The 15,453-nt window shown below is 44.8% G+C and carries 17 protein-coding genes; 4 read left to right on the plus strand and 13 right to left on the minus strand.

Annotated features, from left to right (window positions below):
• Positions 1-60 precede the first annotated feature (60 nt).
• Positions 61-657: a translation initiation factor IF-3 gene (gene infC, locus ACL934_RS08095; RefSeq protein ID WP_374079727.1), complete on the plus strand. Its 597-nt coding sequence runs from the start codon at positions 61-63 to the stop codon at positions 655-657.
• Between the two features lie 81 nt (positions 658-738).
• Positions 739-1,353 (plus strand): hypothetical protein, encoded by a 615-nt coding sequence (locus ACL934_RS08100; RefSeq protein ID WP_374079730.1) that lies wholly within the window; start codon positions 739-741, stop codon positions 1,351-1,353.
• 8 nt (positions 1,354-1,361) lie between these two features.
• Here the strand turns inward: ACL934_RS08100 and ACL934_RS08105 are convergent, their stop codons facing one another.
• Both ACL934_RS08105 and ACL934_RS08110 read right to left on the minus strand, forming a co-directional pair.
• The gene (locus ACL934_RS08105; RefSeq protein WP_374079732.1) at positions 1,362-1,613 is read right to left on the minus strand and encodes a hypothetical protein; all 252 of its coding nucleotides are present in this window, start codon (positions 1,611-1,613) and stop codon (positions 1,362-1,364) included.
• Between the two features lie 71 nt (positions 1,614-1,684).
• The gene (locus ACL934_RS08110) at positions 1,685-2,263 is read right to left on the minus strand and encodes an AAA family ATPase (RefSeq protein WP_374079734.1); all 579 of its coding nucleotides are present in this window, start codon (positions 2,261-2,263) and stop codon (positions 1,685-1,687) included.
• 112 nt (positions 2,264-2,375) lie between these two features.
• Here ACL934_RS08110 and dtd point away from each other — a divergent pair, with 112 nt between their 5' ends.
• The gene (gene dtd, locus ACL934_RS08115) at positions 2,376-2,813 is read left to right on the plus strand and encodes a D-aminoacyl-tRNA deacylase (protein WP_374079735.1); all 438 of its coding nucleotides are present in this window, start codon (positions 2,376-2,378) and stop codon (positions 2,811-2,813) included.
• Positions 2,814-2,892: 79 nt separating this feature from the next.
• Here the strand turns inward: dtd and ACL934_RS08120 are convergent, their stop codons facing one another.
• The 10 genes from ACL934_RS08120 to ACL934_RS08165 all read right to left on the minus strand — a co-directional run bounded on the left by ACL934_RS08120 (position 2,893) and on the right by ACL934_RS08165 (position 13,571).
• Positions 2,893-4,146, minus strand: a complete 1,254-nt coding sequence (locus tag ACL934_RS08120) for a hypothetical protein (protein ID WP_374079737.1) — start codon at positions 4,144-4,146, stop codon at positions 2,893-2,895.
• Positions 4,143-5,189 (minus strand): hypothetical protein, encoded by a 1,047-nt coding sequence (locus ACL934_RS08125; RefSeq protein ID WP_374079739.1) that lies wholly within the window; start codon positions 5,187-5,189, stop codon positions 4,143-4,145. Before ACL934_RS08125 ends, ACL934_RS08120 begins: the two co-directional genes overlap by 4 nt.
• Complete coding sequence (locus tag ACL934_RS08130; protein WP_374079740.1) at positions 5,186-5,935, minus strand: outer membrane beta-barrel domain-containing protein; 750 nt, start codon at positions 5,933-5,935, stop codon at positions 5,186-5,188. The genes ACL934_RS08125 and ACL934_RS08130 overlap by 4 nt, the downstream gene beginning before the upstream one ends.
• Positions 5,932-7,299: a hypothetical protein gene (locus ACL934_RS08135; RefSeq protein ID WP_374079742.1), complete on the minus strand. Its 1,368-nt coding sequence runs from the start codon at positions 7,297-7,299 to the stop codon at positions 5,932-5,934. Before ACL934_RS08135 ends, ACL934_RS08130 begins: the two co-directional genes overlap by 4 nt.
• Positions 7,300-7,313: 14 nt before the next feature.
• A complete protein-coding gene (locus tag ACL934_RS08140; RefSeq protein WP_374079744.1) occupies positions 7,314-8,543 on the minus strand; it encodes a TonB family protein in 1,230 nt (409 codons plus the stop codon).
• Between the two features lie 142 nt (positions 8,544-8,685).
• Positions 8,686-8,955: a hypothetical protein gene (locus ACL934_RS08145; RefSeq protein ID WP_374079745.1), complete on the minus strand. Its 270-nt coding sequence runs from the start codon at positions 8,953-8,955 to the stop codon at positions 8,686-8,688.
• Entirely contained in the window at positions 8,952-11,912 is a 2,961-nt protein-coding gene (locus ACL934_RS08150; RefSeq protein ID WP_374079747.1) for a tetratricopeptide repeat protein, read from the minus strand. Before ACL934_RS08150 ends, ACL934_RS08145 begins: the two co-directional genes overlap by 4 nt.
• Positions 11,909-12,403, minus strand: coding sequence for an ExbD/TolR family protein (locus ACL934_RS08155; protein ID WP_374079749.1), 495 nt, complete (start codon positions 12,401-12,403; stop codon positions 11,909-11,911). Before ACL934_RS08155 ends, ACL934_RS08150 begins: the two co-directional genes overlap by 4 nt.
• Positions 12,404-12,408: 5 nt before the next feature.
• A complete protein-coding gene (locus tag ACL934_RS08160; RefSeq protein WP_374079751.1) occupies positions 12,409-12,879 on the minus strand; it encodes an ExbD/TolR family protein in 471 nt (156 codons plus the stop codon).
• Positions 12,880-12,881: 2 nt separating this feature from the next.
• Complete coding sequence (locus tag ACL934_RS08165; protein WP_374079753.1) at positions 12,882-13,571, minus strand: MotA/TolQ/ExbB proton channel family protein; 690 nt, start codon at positions 13,569-13,571, stop codon at positions 12,882-12,884.
• Positions 13,572-13,914: 343 nt separating this feature from the next.
• On the opposite strand from ACL934_RS08165, the gene ACL934_RS08170 reads away from it, so the two are divergent.
• Positions 13,915-14,394, plus strand: a complete 480-nt coding sequence (locus ACL934_RS08170; protein WP_374079755.1) for a hypothetical protein — start codon at positions 13,915-13,917, stop codon at positions 14,392-14,394.
• A 6-nt stretch (positions 14,395-14,400) separates the two neighbouring features.
• Here the strand turns inward: ACL934_RS08170 and ACL934_RS08175 are convergent, their stop codons facing one another.
• Positions 14,401-15,432, minus strand: coding sequence for an alpha/beta hydrolase (locus tag ACL934_RS08175; RefSeq protein ID WP_413613302.1), 1,032 nt, complete (start codon positions 15,430-15,432; stop codon positions 14,401-14,403).
• Positions 15,433-15,453: the final 21 nt, after the last annotated feature.

The following is a 15,453-nucleotide window of genomic DNA, read 5'->3' on the forward strand; positions in this document are numbered from 1 at the left end:
TTTAGAGGTGGTGGCGGTGGACGTTTCGACCGCGATCGCAAAAAAGACTCTAAAGACTCATTGAGAGTAAACCGTGAAATTCGCGCTCAACAAATCCGTGTTATCGACGATGAAGGTAACATGCTTGGAGTGATGACTGTTCCTGAGGCGTTACGTATTGCTGAAGATAGAGGCCTCGATCTTCTTGAGATTGCTCCAACGGCAACTCCACCTACTTGCAAAATCATGGATTACGGCAAGTGGAAGTACGAAAATAAAAAGAAAGCCACAGCGGCTCGTAAAAAACAAACTGTTGTGACAATCAAAGAAATCCAAATGCGTCCTCGTACGGACCAACATGACTTTGAAACAAAGATGAACCACGCACGTCGTTTCCTTTTGGATGGCGACAAAGTAAAAGTGTCATTGCGTTTCATGGGTCGTGAAATGGCCCATCAAGAGTTGGGTATGGAAGTGATGCAAAAAGCGATCGCTTTCGTGAACGACCTTGCGATGGTTGAAGCTCAACCAAAAATGGAAGGTAAGAACATGTTCTTGATGCTGGGACCAGATCCACTCAAGATCAAAGAATACCAAAAGCTTCATCCGAACAAGTCTAAACAAGACACGAAAGAACTAGCTGAGCTAGAAGAAATCGAAGAAGAAGACGAAGAATAGAAGAAAAGGGAGTCCCAAAGACTCCCTTTCTTTTTAGGGTGCCTGCTTCTTTTATCTGGCTATGCTGCAGCAAAGGAGACAATGATGACCAAAAAACTGATCGCTTCCTGCATTTTCATGTTTTCTTTTATTTCGTTGAACACAGCCTGTGCTCAAGACATCAGTGACGAGGGCATTTCAAAAACGGAACTGACAGAGTCGCTTCGCAAGAATACAAATTTAAGCCAAGAGCAAATTGACGGTTTGATCCTAACCTTGCAACAGCAGTTTGCCGTCAAGCCTGATGAACGAATCCCGATTGAGGGTTACCTTTACGCCAATGGCATGAATGGAGCTTTGTTCGTCGATCACGATACATGGAACTTTGATGCCACCATGAAAGTGCCGGGCTCCAATGAACTTGTAAACATTCATGAACTTTTTGTCTGTGATTTTCATAACGGCGGACTTAAGTTCGAAGTCGCCTACAAGTGGATGTTCACCTTCATTCCCAGGGGAGTGAGCGTCGACCAACTTCATGGCGCCGTTTACGGTCGCGGGATTGGTTTGGTTGCCGACGCTTTGCTAGGATTAGAAGGCTCGTGGCTTCCTGCTAAAAACAGAAATCACGATGTTTTCCACGTCGCTCTTAAAGTGGGCATCGGCGGCGGAATCGTTTTCCCAAAAATGGAATTCAAACTCCGCCCCATCAAATAAGTGCCTGCTTAATTTCCTAGGTCGCCGCTATTGGTGCTGCGACACATGACTCCGCAACGCACGAGGGTTTTCTTAACATTGTCCCAGCAGAACTTGGTGACAGGCTCTGTGCCTCGGGGGCAATGGGAGCGGAAGTTCTCAAAGATCGGCTCCATAACAAAAGGTTCTTGGGCGTCAGTTACGCTTTGAATTTCATTTGAGTTTTCGGCAAAGGCAGAAAGGCTCAGTGCCGCCGTAAATACCAGGATCCACTTTTTCATATTTCCTCCTCGATTTTTATATTGAGGAGATCTTAGAAAAGACTGTTAGCAAGAGACTATTCTAAACCGTCTTATGTGCGAGAAATCAGAGAGTTGATGACACTCAGGACATTTTCAATTTTTTTAGAGAAGTCTTTTTGTGCGGGGATTCTCTGAAAAGAGAGGTGTTGAGACCACACCGAGGCCAACTGAGTCTCGCTTTCCTTGCTCTGTTTGTAATCATGAAAACGCGTTTTAAGAAGACCGCCAAAAAACTCTTCCTCGGGCAGCTCTAAAAATACAACGTGATCGTACCTCGCGAGTTCCGCTTTTAGATCAACAGAGAACGTCGCAAGATAGTGTTCCGGTCCCGGAGGCCAAAAACCAGCGCCATCCAGTTTGGCTCGATCGAAAATCATCGGCAAGCGCTGAACATTTTTGCGATCGCAAATGGATTCCAAGTTTTCTTGGACTGACAAGATCGCTTTTTGAAAGGCGTGGATTTGTTCTAAATCATCATGGGACGGAGACGGGAAGCCACCAGAAAGAAGAACAACAGCGCTTTCCGGAACAAGAATGACTTTGTCCCCCAAAGACTGTCGAATGGCTTCTAGAGCCGTACTTTTCCCAGAGGAAGGAGCTCCGCTCAAAACAATTCTTTTGGGTCTCATATTGTTGTTCGTCATCTGATTTTAAGGTTAACAAAATTTTTGTAACGCATCAATAATTCATAAATAGAACACGGACTATGTATAATTATTGTTCGAGCACAAAGGGGAGAAGATGAAAGCTGTCATCCAAAGAGTTCAACACGCGTCCGTTACGGTGGATGGGAAAAAGATTTCCTCTATAGATAAAGGCTTCCTGACTTTATTGGGAGTGGCGAAGGGCGATACGGAAGAACTGCTTCAAAAACTTATCGCCAAGATTATCGCCTTAAGAGTTTTTCCTGATGAAAATGGAAAAATGAATCTGTCATTGAAGGACATCGGTGGATCTCATCTGATCGTCTCTCAATTCACGTTATTAGGGGATGCTTCCAAAGGAAATCGCCCGAGTTTTATCGGTGCGGAATCCCCGGATATTGCAAATAAACTTTATGAAAAAGCGTTGGAGTTAAGTAGCTCTCAAGGTATTCCCACTTGCGGCGGTGTTTTCGGCGCGGATATGAAGGTGGATCTTCGCAATGACGGCCCCGTGACTCTCATAGTTGAAGTATAAGAAGATTTAAGGAAGTGAATAGCAATAAAAAAGGCACTTCTCAGAAGTGCCTTTTGACTTAATTGCTGGCTTTAAACTGTTATTGATGCTGTTTCAGAGTCAACGGAACTAGATCCACAGAGAATCTTGCGCCTTCAACGTACTGGTAATCAATATCACCAGAAAGCAAGATGGAGTTGTCCTCTGGATTATACAACCAGCCACCTTTGGCTTTTTGTGGGATGACTTGTTTTCCGTAACGAACACGCACCATCAATTGACCGTTCTTATCCATGCGAGGACGTTGGCTTAAGAAGATCTCTTTTGCCAAAGTTTTCACCGTGATATCTGAACCGATTTTCGCAAGATCATCACCGAACTTAGGGCTTACGATGCTCATGATGTGCTTCGCGCGGATTTGATCCGGAGTTCCCTCGTTTTGGTTGGCAGCCACGATGAATTTCTCAAGGCGTTCAGGACCAAAACCCGTACATTTCCCGTTATTCTTGGGAGTTTTTTGTGACATATCAAAACACTCAGGGTGATACTTAGGGTGAACTTTCAAGTCCCAGTCTTTATAGTCGTCAGAATCTTGAGGGCGAACAAGAACACCATAAACCGCGACTTTTTCAGAGCGTCCACCTTTAAAGTCGATCAACTTTTGCGCCATCTCTTCTGGATTGATGCTTTTTGAAGAGTCATCAGCGTCAGTCAAAAGAACTACAATCAATTGCGCTTCTTGACGGAAAAATCCTTCGTTGGAAGCGCCACGACCGGTTTTTTCGATCGCCGCTGCAAGAGGGGAGAAAAGCTCTTCAAACTCAGGTCCACCTTGAGCATAAGGAGTCACGCCGATATTCAAAGACGAGGCAATCAACTTGCTGTTGTTGTCCGACTTCGCAACGAAACGACGATTCAAAGCAGATTGGCCTTGAGAGTTTTTAATAAAACGAAGATCCCCAATTTGGTATTGGTCTTTTTTAGACTGGATATAACGATCTGAACTATCCCAGACAGAGATCACACCGATATGGTAGTCGATCATTTTGTTTTTAAGAATACCCGAAGTAAATCTGTCGATATTGCGCAAAAGGTTTTCTTGCGCTGACTTCATACTGTCAGAGTTGTCAGTCACAAACAAAATGTCCACTTGCGGGTTGAAGTCGAGCTGACTTTGTCCACCATCTTCAGTGATCCACTGAAAAGTTTGAGCGGGAATGTTCTCGTACTGAGGAATTTGCACTTCGGGCTGAACCAAAGGTTTTTCCACCTTCAAAGTTGCAGACTCAGGAGAGCACGCAGACACGAGCATGAATGCCGACATGTAAATACAGATGATGACGAGAGTTCTCACATCTTCCTCCTGATCCCTTTGGCGCAAGTTTTTGCAGCCACTTCGAACTTATCAAGTTCGTCGATCCACGGTCTGCCATCATCCATAAAGACCAGTTTGTCGTCCTGAACGTCTTGAAACTTACCTTTTTTGTAAAGCTCTTCAGCCATATTCATATCCGTGTGAACACGTTGAATGGCTTCGACTTCAACAAGATTCAACTTTTGAACAATTTTGAAGTTTTCATTTGTTTCTTCTTGAGCCAACTCCTGAACGCGGTCTTTCAAGGCACGGAAGCTCTCTTGGTTGATTTTATCCAAAGAGTTCTTTACGCGAGGATATTTAGAATCAACCAACTCCATTGCACGTTGAGAAGCTTTAAAACGAAGAGCTTGTTTTTGAAACTCAGTATCTTTATAGATCATCAAAGGCAAACGTTGAACCGTTTCACCCATGTCGTCCAAAGTTAAAGGAAACTCATCCGCTTTTCTCAAGATTTGTGCAAGGGACTCATTCCAACCGGTTTGAGCGAGCTTTTGTACTTCCATAATGCGGTTCTTTTGCTTCTCTTTAAAAATCTGGTGAGTTTCAAAGACACCTTTGTAATCACAGATTTTCAATTGAGTGAGAGACTGAAGAAGGAAGGCTTCCGTATTGGAAACTTCTGCAAACTGAGGAGCTAGCAAAGTTTTAGTTTGCGCCAAAGCTTTTTCGTAGTTTTCTTGGCGGAAGTAAGCCCAGCCTTTTTCTTCAACCGCAGAAAGCCAGTAGGTGTTTCCGCGAGGAATTTCATTGTAAGAGTTGATAGCAGCATCAAACTGACCCTTGGCAAAAAGGCTGCGGGCCTTTTTCAAAGAGTCTTTGTTTTCGCAATCACTGCAAGAGCCCAAAGCTTTTTTCTCTAAAGCATTGGTGTTGAAGGCTTGCGCGTTATTTCCTTCCAAGGATTTAACCCAAGTCTTCGCCCACTCTGCAGACGATACGCGATCGGCAGCCAGGGCTTGCGAGTGCAAACCGCAGACTAAAATCGCTAGAGTGCTAAGAGTGAATACAGACTTCATCATAAAATCCATCCAAGACCAAGTGAACCAGTTACGATGTCCAAATTACGAGCGCCCGTAGCGATTTGATCTTCATATCTTTGGTAACGAATTTCTGCGCGAGCAGAAACATGCTTAGAGATCCAAGCGCCTAAACCCAATCCACCCGTCATCACCGAAGTGCTGCCGCTAGAAAGAGTGATATTTCCGCCACCAGCTAAAAGATAAAGGTCAAACTGAGTCACACCCATATCCAAGAAGCTTGTTTTGCCGTAGATAGGGTACCAGTTTACAACGGCAATCGTTGAGTTCAGAGGGTAGTCGATATCGACAGGAAGAGCACGACCGCCAGCAGCTTCTGCGGCTTTAGCGTCGTCATAGATACGCTGTCCTTCGCTCGTGAGGCTGTTGCCGAAATCGTAGTAACGAACACCCACGGACCAACGAGGAGTGATGTGGTAATCCACCTGAGCGCCCAAACTTTGTGTTTTTACGTAAGCATCGCCACCAAAAACACTGCCGTAAGAAAGACCGAACTCCAGAGTGTTGTTGCGGTCGACAATACGCTCTTGCACGATGCGAGAACGGCTTGTTGATTTGATTTTTTGCGCCATTTCCATCAACTCTTGGTTTCCACCCAATGAGTCAATGTCTTCCGAAGCATTGATTTGTTTCGCAGGAGCTTTGCTTTTAGCCGACGCTGCAAACGCAGAAGTCGCCATCAAAGAGCACGCAAGAACTGCGATGGAGAGGATGTTCATAGTTTTCATTGTGCAGCCTCCGTTGAGCAAAGTTTCTTGTCTTCTTGTGAAGCAAGAACCTTCAATTTGTAGGAAGTGACGTCAGAATTTCTGCCGTTCACGACGCTTTGTGCGTTCATTGCGATTTCCCCACCCAAGTTCGCAGCCGTTGCATCACAAGGAACAGCCCAAGTAAGAGCGCATTCTTGTTTTGCAGCCGTCGCTGCTGAAGCTTTACATTCTACTTTTGGAGAACCTGGCAAGTTTGAAGTTGCAGGTTCTACTTTAACCACAGCGTCTTTATCCGCTGAAGAAACAACGAAGTTCAAAGTTACATTTTGTCCCGGAGACACTTGCAAACCTTGTTGGCCTAAACCCGAAAGGTCAAAACGGGGAGCCGCGATCGGTTTTGTGTAACGAACTTTAACCTGAGTCAAAGCCTCAGGAGTCGAAAGACCGTAGGGGCTGTAAACTTTGAAGCTCAAACGAACGCGAGTGCCGTCAGCGTTAGAAAGGATAGAACCATCTTTAGCAAGTTGCGGCTGAACGGAGATGTTTTTAGTATCAAAGATCAAAGTGAACTTCCATTTAGAGTCACCAAGATACTCCGCTTCTTTCTTGTTCAAATCAGCCACAACATAACGAGCGCCATCAAGTTCAAGGAAGCTGTTACCTGCTGTGTAGCTCACGCCATCGTAACTAACAACAAGGCGAGGTTTTTGCGGAACTTTACTGTCAGTGCCAGGAACTTTCACAGTCACTGTGAAAGGAACCAAAGAACCTTCATTCACTTCAGAAGAAAGACCTGCCACAGCCAAAGCCGAAGGAGCTTCCTGGTTGCGGAACAAGAAGATATTAAATTCTTTTTCACGGACAAGGCCTTTGAGTTTCTCTGCTTCAGCCTGGTTGTTTGTAGAAGAAACTTCTGCAGAAACCTTTGCTGTATAGCTCTTCATCGCCGAGTTCGCAGGAACTGTATAAAGAGCTGGAGTCCAAGTGATAACGTAAAGATCTTTTTCTTGAGTCGATCTTTCAAGTTTTGCACCTTCAGGAAGACCTTGAGCCGTTAATTTGATTTCAATGCCCGGAACAAGAACGCGAGCGCGGATCTTGAATTGACTTTGTTGGCCTTCGTTGAAAGTCATTTGTGCATCCGGAGTGATCACGATGAATTTTTCGTCGATCGTTGATTCTTCCTTAACCACAACAACAGGTTTTTCAACGATCACCGTGTTTGTGATCTCGCGAGGTTTGTCTGGACCTTGTTGCGTTTGTACTTTTGCGTTCTCACGCATCTTCGCGAGTTCTGGAGCTGGATCTTTTTTGTATTCACCGCAGCCAGCAGCCACAAGTGTTAAAGCCAACAATGGGATAAGAGTTTGGGTGTTTTTCATTTTCACATCTCCTCTTATCGAGCGCTCACGCGAGTGAGTTCGAAAGGATAAAGTACATCAACGTTAACTTGTCCAACCGGACGCGGGAATTGCCATGTTTTCATTCTTGCGAGCATGCAGTTTTCAACCAGGCGTGAACCCAATGAAGACTCTGCGACTTTCGCTGTTGTGATACGACCCGAAGCGCCGATCACGAAGCTTACAGCCACGCGACCACCGATAGTGGGTTGCGCTTGCAGTCCTTTTTCGTAGCAATAAGTGATTTGACCTTTGTTGCGGTTGATCACAGCGATGATTTGGTCTTGATCCAAACCACCTTCAACAGTCACTTCCTCATCAAGAGGCAAGCTTGTTGCGGATGTTCCACCAACCAAAGAGATCTTTCCGTAACCAGCACGACCACCGCCAGAACCTTTTGTTCCGTAGCCGCCAGCACCTTGTGCACGAGCACCTTCACCAGCCGAACCTGCGATCAAACCGTTACCGGGCATATAACCTTTAGCACCACCGCGACCGACGTTACCGATACCGCCGCCACCTGCGCCAGTACCTGCAGCTCTGATATTTTTAAGAGACTGCATATCCAAACCTTCAGCCCCTTTGTGACCTGTTTTAAGGCCACCCAACGCTGCCAACGCACCAACGCGGCGAACGTCTTTAGCTTGAGCTGTTTTAACTTTATAAGGCTTCGTCAAAAGTTTCTTCGCAACAGGTCTATAGACTTTGTTCGTTTGTTTGATTTTCGTTTTAGAAACTTTCACAGTAGGACGAGCTTGAGGAGGTTCCGGTTTTACAGGCTCTTCTTGTGGAAGCATGATCGTCACAAGAGGTGGCTCTTGAGTTTTAGAGAAGTAGTTCATGTAAACCCACGAACCCAAGATCAAAAGGAAGATAGCAACCATGTGTCCAGCAGCTGTTTTCTGCAAGATCGTTTTAAGCTGTTCTTGATCATCTTCTTGAGGCAAAACGTGAGTCGGGCTGTTTTGAACGCCCGAAGCAGGGTAAAGGCGCAAACGACCTAAACCTTGAAGCTCAAAACCTTCCTCAGAAAGTTGTGACAATTGAATTTCTTTAAGAAGAGTGTAATCAACCTTGTTTTCATCAAGGTCATTGAGATGAGCAAAGGCTTCAATGCGGCGGCTGCTTTTGAGGTAAACCAAATTCAAAGAATCCGATTGTACTGCGAAAGTGCGAACCTTTTGGCCTAACTGATTTTCGAGTATTAGAAGTTTAGCTGTGCTCATAATCTTTGCCTTTACCAGTCTGATGAAAAAGGCTCATCCGACTGCGTTGTCGGGTCTTATCTTTCACTCCGACGTACTTACAGTACGCCTGCGTTGCAGATAAGGCCCTCCGCCTTGCGGCTGAATCTTTTTGATCAGCCTGTTAGTTACGTTCTGTTTCTTTTTCTTGGCGGTCCTCAAACTGAGTTCTGCCCTTTAAAAGATCTTCCAAAAGTTTATCGTTCTCTACCGTCGCTGCCGTACCCATGGAGCTTTGGTACTTACCTCTGAGCGAGGACCCGTTAAATTTAAACGAAGTTCCAAGCTGTCTTTTTGTTGTCGCCGGTTTTGCATTTTTCTCTGCAGGTTTTCCGGCGGCAAAAGTCATATGGGATAACAGCAAAATGAGGGCCAAAGAAATCACTGATTTCATAAGCTTTTTCCTCTCTGTAGATGGCTTAAACGAGCTTCCAAGTATGCAGGCATAAGTGGATGGCCAATTTTCGTCTCGATCTGTTTCAATTTTTCAATGTTACGTGGATTCATAGGGTCTTCTGCCACTGTATTGCGTGCGGCGATCAGATCACGTGACGAAAAAGGTCTTTCATCCAAAGCGTCTTCCAACGCATTTTTCATCGCACCTTTTCCAGGAATTTCGTTCAGCAAAGTAAGTTCACGGGCAAGCAAATTACGAAGCTCTGGGCGTGCTGTTTGGAAATCCTTAAGAGTCTGCGCCAAAGCCGAAGATTTATTCCAAATTTCCTGTTGTTTTTGCTGAGCCACTCTCGCTTTGTACAAGAAAGGTTTTGACTGAGCTTTAAGCAGCGAAATGTATTGGTTTTGCTCTTGTGGAGTTAAACCCGCTGGCATTGGCAAACCTGCCAGGTCGCGAACCATACGTTCGTTTTCAGATGAAACCAAATTCAAAGCCATCATTTGTGCTGTCACGTCTTTCAAAGACAAACTTTCAGCTAAGATTTTGTCGGCTTTCTTCAAAAGAGCCACGCGTTCTGCAATGGTCTTTTGCAACAAACGGTCTTTGCTGGAGTTCAACTGGTGAGAAGCAATAGAGGCTTTCTCTTTTTGAACTTTTCCATAGAAAGCTTGTTTCTTAACGAAAAGGGGAGCGGATTGACGACGAAGCTCCTTCATTTCAAGAACTGATTTCAAACCAGATTCATCGCCAGTTTGTGCGTAAACTAACAAAGTCGTCTCATTCAAAAGAGCCGGTCTTTGTTTTAAATCACGAGCTTGAGATTTAAGTTCTTTTGCGGGGTTTTCAGAAGTCAGAACCAAACGTGAGCGAACAATCAAAGATCTTTCGCCAAGAAGGCCCGCATCCAAAGCTTTGCGGTAGTGTTTAGAGGCATTGAGCCCCGCAAGGTCCGCCAAAGTTCCAAGACGAAATTCTTTCTCTTTTTCAGAAATTTTTGGATTTTCAAGACGCAGCGCTGTCGCGTAAGCGTTTTTGAAGTCCAGACGTTTTTCATAGAAGCCCGTCAATTGCTCCAAAGTTTTTTCGCGTTGGTCTTTCGTCAAACCAGGAATGGCCATTAAAGACGCCAAAGCCTCAACGTAGATTTTTTCTTCACCCAATTTTTGCGCAAGAACGCTTTGGTTGTTATAGAAAAGAATCTTTTCTTGGTTGCTAGCTGTTTGGATCTTGCGAGCATCCAAGCTATTCAAAGCTTTCTTAAGATCCGACTTGCTAGAGCGAGAGTCATTGGCAACACGGGCCACTCTGTTCATCAAAGATTTACGAGCAATACCTTCAAACTCAGCACGAGCTTGAGGGAAGATCTCAGAGTAATCCCAAGCCAATTCTTCCAATGCTGTTTCATTTTTCGTTTGAACCAAAGAGTCCAAAGAAAGGTCTGCGGCTTTTTTACGAAGGTCCGCTTTACCAGATTTGTCCTTAGCCAGGTCTTCAAAGTCCTCCGCGGCTTGAGCGAATTGTTTTTGTTGATAGCCCAAGTAAGCCAATTGGTATCTAACTTCGAAAGATTTTTCGCTCTTAGAAGCGTATTTCAAGTAATGAACATAAGCCTCTTTTTGCAGAGCAGGGTTCTTGGATTTTTCAGCCGCAGAAACTTCATTCAATAAAGCTTCTTCACGTTCTTTGGCCGAGAACTCACGGCTCTCGCTCACAGTGCGGTACAAAGCCACAGCCACTGGGAAGTTATTCAACTCCATAGCGACGTTAGCTCCACGTTGAGTCATTTCCATGTCTTGTGGGAACGTCTTATTGTACGTCAAATAAGCATTCATCAAATCCTGGTCCGGATTCAATTTCTTAGAACGGTGAAGTTCCGTTACATAACGTTTCATCGTTTTTTGCAACTCTTCACACTTATCGCCAGAGCAACCAGATTTTTGCAAAGCCACAGCGGCCTTAGAGAATTCATTTACAGATTCTTTAGTTTGACCACGATCGTAGTTGATCTGAGCCAACTGGATAGAGGCTTCAACGCGTTCTTCTTTTGTCAAAGCAGCATCGGCAAGGTAGCGGCTCATGATTTCTTGAGCGGCTTTCTTTTGACCGATACGGTCTGTTTCTTTGGCAAAGTAAAGCATCAAGTCTTTGCGTTTATCTACCGGAGTTAAGTTTTCAAATGTATTGATCTCACGAGTTGTGACATCTTGTTTCGTATAGAACGAAGCCAGGTCACGCAAAACGTCTGTATGAAAAGGAGCATCGTATTTGCTGCCTTCTTCTGTTTCACGAGTGATTTGTGTCGGGTCTTTCAAAAGACCTTCCAAAGTCGCAATCGCCGATTTCAAATTATCTGTATTGAAATCACACCAAGCGACGTTATAAATCGTCAAATAACGATTTTGAAGATTTTTATCTTTAAGAGCGATTTTATAATTTTCGCGAGCTTCAGCAAAACGGCCTTTTTGGAACAAAAGGTCGCCCAAGCCCACGCGGGAACGAGTCACGATCTCTGCCGAGATACTTTTCTTTTTAGCATCTTTGATAATGCTTTCGTAAAGAGAGATCGCCTTGTCAACTTGTCCGGCCATTTCATACAAGTGAGCCAATTGGAAAAGGATAGGGCCGTGTTCGTTGACTTTTACTTCTTGAAGAATGGATTCATAGATTTTGACGGCCTTTTGGCGGTCATCCTTAGAGCCTTTGCAGCCATCGCAGTTTGCTTCGACTTCTAACATAAAGCGCGTGCGGGCTCTTTCAGAAAGAAGGTCGGCCAGACGTTGTTGGCTTGAAAGCCAAGCGCCGTCTGACTTTTCCATTGCGGAAAGAACTCTTTCCATTTTTTTGATAACGAGATCCTGAGTCTCTGCATTCATTTTATCAGCAAAGGCTTGAGGAGAACTCAAGATTCCCGTAAAGAAAGCGCCAAGAATAAGGATGTCGTTAAGTGTTTTCATCGTGCAGGTACCACCGCAAATTTCATTTTTTCGAAGCCCGACTCAGAACTTGCTCTGAGTAAAGGATCCAGGTCCTCGTATTTCATCTCTTGATCGGCCTGAACCAAAAGTTCCATGCTTTTTTCTTGAGATTTGTTTTTAAGTTCTGTGAGTTTATCGCTCAAAGCTTTCACGGGAACCACTTCGTCGTTCAAACGGTAAACGCCTTTTTGAATCGTCAAAATAGGAGTTTCTTTTTCAATTCCCACACTGTGCTCCGCCATCGGCAAGCTCATTTTCGAAGGAATTTTCGACTCCATGCCGCTGTTTTGCGTACCGATAAGAAGATAGATAACGATGATAGAAAAAGCGTCGATCAAAGAAGTCAAAGGCAGCGCCAAAGCCAAACCCGGAGCTGAACCTTTTTTCTTTTTCATTCCCGGCTTCAGGTTCTGTAAATCACCTAAAGGGGATCTTTTTTTACCTACGTGTGTAAAGGACGATGTTTTCATAAGTCCTACCCAAGAGGGGACAAGCCCACTCCATCAAATTGAAACTGTTTAAGTTTATCCATGATGCGAATCACGTCGCCGTAAGAAGCTTGCGCTTCCGGACGAACGATTCCGGTTTTAAGATCCGGAAACTTGTCTCTGAGCGCTTGCAGCTTTTGTTCAAGGACGGCCCAGTTCACACCTTTGCCAGATCCTTTGATGCTGGTATCAAAGGTTTTGGCACCTGGAAGATCGCGCAAAGAAAGTTGAACCGCTCCTTGTGTGTTTACCGTGATATACAAGGAAGGAGGATTTTTAGCTCCAGCAACGGAGTTATCACCAATCGCCTGGCGTGTGTCGATTGTTCCGATTTGAATCCAAACTGCAGTTAAGAGTAGGAAGCAAATAAGAACCGACAAAATATCCAAGATCGGTAGAATATTAAGTTCAAAGTTCAAATCTTTGTCGCCATCACCGGCGCCGCCCATCATGCTCATGACTATCTCCCAGCGTTAGCAGGAACTTCTTTTTTTGTAGATACTGGCTCGTAGTGGAAACCAAGTTGGATGAAAAGGTTCAAAGCACCTTTATTAAGATCATCCGTCAAACGAGACGCTCTGTTTTGCAAAACCGCGTACATGATCAAAGCAGGAACCGCTACGATCAAACCGTAAGCTGTCGTATTCATCGCCAAGGAGATACCTTGAGAAAGAATCGTCGCTTTTTCAGCGGGATTTGCATTTGAAATACCGGCAAATGAATGGATCAAACCAGTGATTGTACCTAATAGACCCAACAAAGTAGCTACGTTGGCAAACATCGCCAAGAAGCCGATGCGTTTTTCAACGCGCGAGTTTTCTTCAAGAAGAACTTCATCCATTTTAAGTTGGATTTCTTCTTTACCACCCATATCCATTGCGGCCTGAATACCAGCGGAAGCAACAACTCCCAATGGCTCTTTCGTGCCCAATTGAAGAGATCTGCGCAATGCTTTATCCAAGTTTCCAGCGCGAATGTCTTCGGCAAGAACCTTAGAAAGATCTTTCTGATTGGTTTTACGTGCAACAAAGAGGGCTAAAACTCTTTCTGCGATAATAGCGATTGAAACAACCTGAGCTGCCAAAATCGTCCACATCCAAATAGCGTCGCCTGAAGTAAAGCCGCGACCAAGTGACAATAGGAATTCCATATAATAATCCTCCAACGGTAAATCCTGAGGTCTTAAGAGCAACTAGGGTGCCAGGAAAAATGGGGGAGGTCGGGGTTGCTCTTTCGGAGAGCGGAAAAGTGACAAAAAGGGGCTCGCGGAACGTGGTAAGCCCATTGTTTCGAATAGAGACGCGAGGATTTTCCAAGGTCTTTCAATGGTCTATCCACAAACGATTTAAGGAAAGGGAGGACAAAAAGGGTTTGGGAGGATTTTGTTATAAATGCTTCATATAGGTGCCGCAAATTGGCGTCCCTATTTTTATAAAATACCTTTTCTCCCAGAAGTCGATCTTGCTAGAATTGATGAAAGGGCATAGCAGCACATGGGTTCTTCCTTTATCCTCTTTCTTATCTTCATATTCTCCTTCGGCGCTTCGGCGACGACGGGAAACTCATCAGACACCAAATACAGTGCGACTGAAAATGAATCCACAGTACAAACTATTGATGAACGAGATCTCGAAGATCTTATCGAAGCGCTCAATGAATTCTTAGCGGCAGATCGCAAGTATCGATCCGACATGGAGCCGATTTTTAGAAACATTCGCAGAGAGCTTTTAAAGCTTAAACAAAAAGGTCTTCTGAAAATGGAGTTCGATCCACGTCGTCTCTCCAATGAGGACCTTGCAGAGAAAATTCGCGAAATGGTGGCCTACAAACAAGTGGCAGGCCCCTCGGTTCTAGTAAAGACAATTCATGTCGGGCTGGTTTGCACAGGTCTCTTAACAGGCAAGTGCGGGCGTCTTCCCGAAATTCAAATGCCGTCACCTGCGCCTATTACCAGCTCGTCGGGCACGAGATAATCAGTCTTAGCTTCGCCATTGGGCGGTTAGCCACTTCCAAACTTCAGGGCGGCGCTCGCCAATATCAAAATGATTTCCATCGAACTCAACGTATTCATGAAGAACATGATGGGACTTCAAGATTTTTGAAATCTGGCGAGATCCATATTGCAAGTGGAAGTTGTCCTTCGAGCCACAGTCCAAATAAAGACCTGAAAGTTTTTTAAGATTTTCAATGCGCTCCGGGAGAAAGTGCAGAGGATCTTTCGCAAGCCAGTTCTGCCAAATCCCGGGAATTTTTTCTCCCGTGTGTGTATCAATAGGAAATTGAAAATCCCCGTGAGTTCCTTTCGCGGAATAACAAGCAGCCATTCCAAAGGCATTTACAATCGTGTGCCAGTTGCGCATTTTCATAAGTTTGCCATTGCGAAGTTCTTCCAAAGCTCGCAATCCTGACTCTTTATATTTTTCCCAGAGAGGAAGCGCCTGATACAGCTCAGGCAAAAGGCTTGCTTCAAAAAATGAATCCGGCGCAATAGCTCCGATGTATCCAAACACTTCAGGGTGCTTCGAGCCTAAATGCAAAGATCCATATCCACCACTAGAACCTCCGGTCACGCACCAGTCACTGACTTTGTGGGAAACAGGGTAGTGCTCTTTCACTGCGGGAATAAGTTCTTGCATGATGTAGTCTTCATAATTTCCCGTCGCCGCCGAATTGATAAACTGCGAACCACCCCAAGAGGTCAGTGCATCGACAAAAACGTAGAGGGCTTCCGGAGCTTCTCCGCGAGAAAAACATTGATCAATCACTTGCACAGCATTTTGTTCGTGGAATTTAGGATTAAAATAATAAGGAGCATTGCCACTAAAGCCGCTCAGTACGACAACGACGGGCCAAGGGCCTTCCGAGCGCGGAATCAAAAGGGCATTAAAGCGGGAAGTAGGATCTTTAAGGGGATTGTTTTTAAGAAGAGCACTTTCAATTTTCAAAGTTTCAATTTGAAAGTGCTCGACATCATAAGCGCGGAAATTTTTTAAGATCTCGGATGTTTTCATGACGGAAAGTCTGTCATCTCC

Origin of the sequence: Bdellovibrio sp. HCB-110 (genome assembly GCF_047323225.1) — a bacterium.
Taxonomy (GTDB): domain Bacteria; phylum Bdellovibrionota; class Bdellovibrionia; order Bdellovibrionales; family Bdellovibrionaceae; genus Bdellovibrio.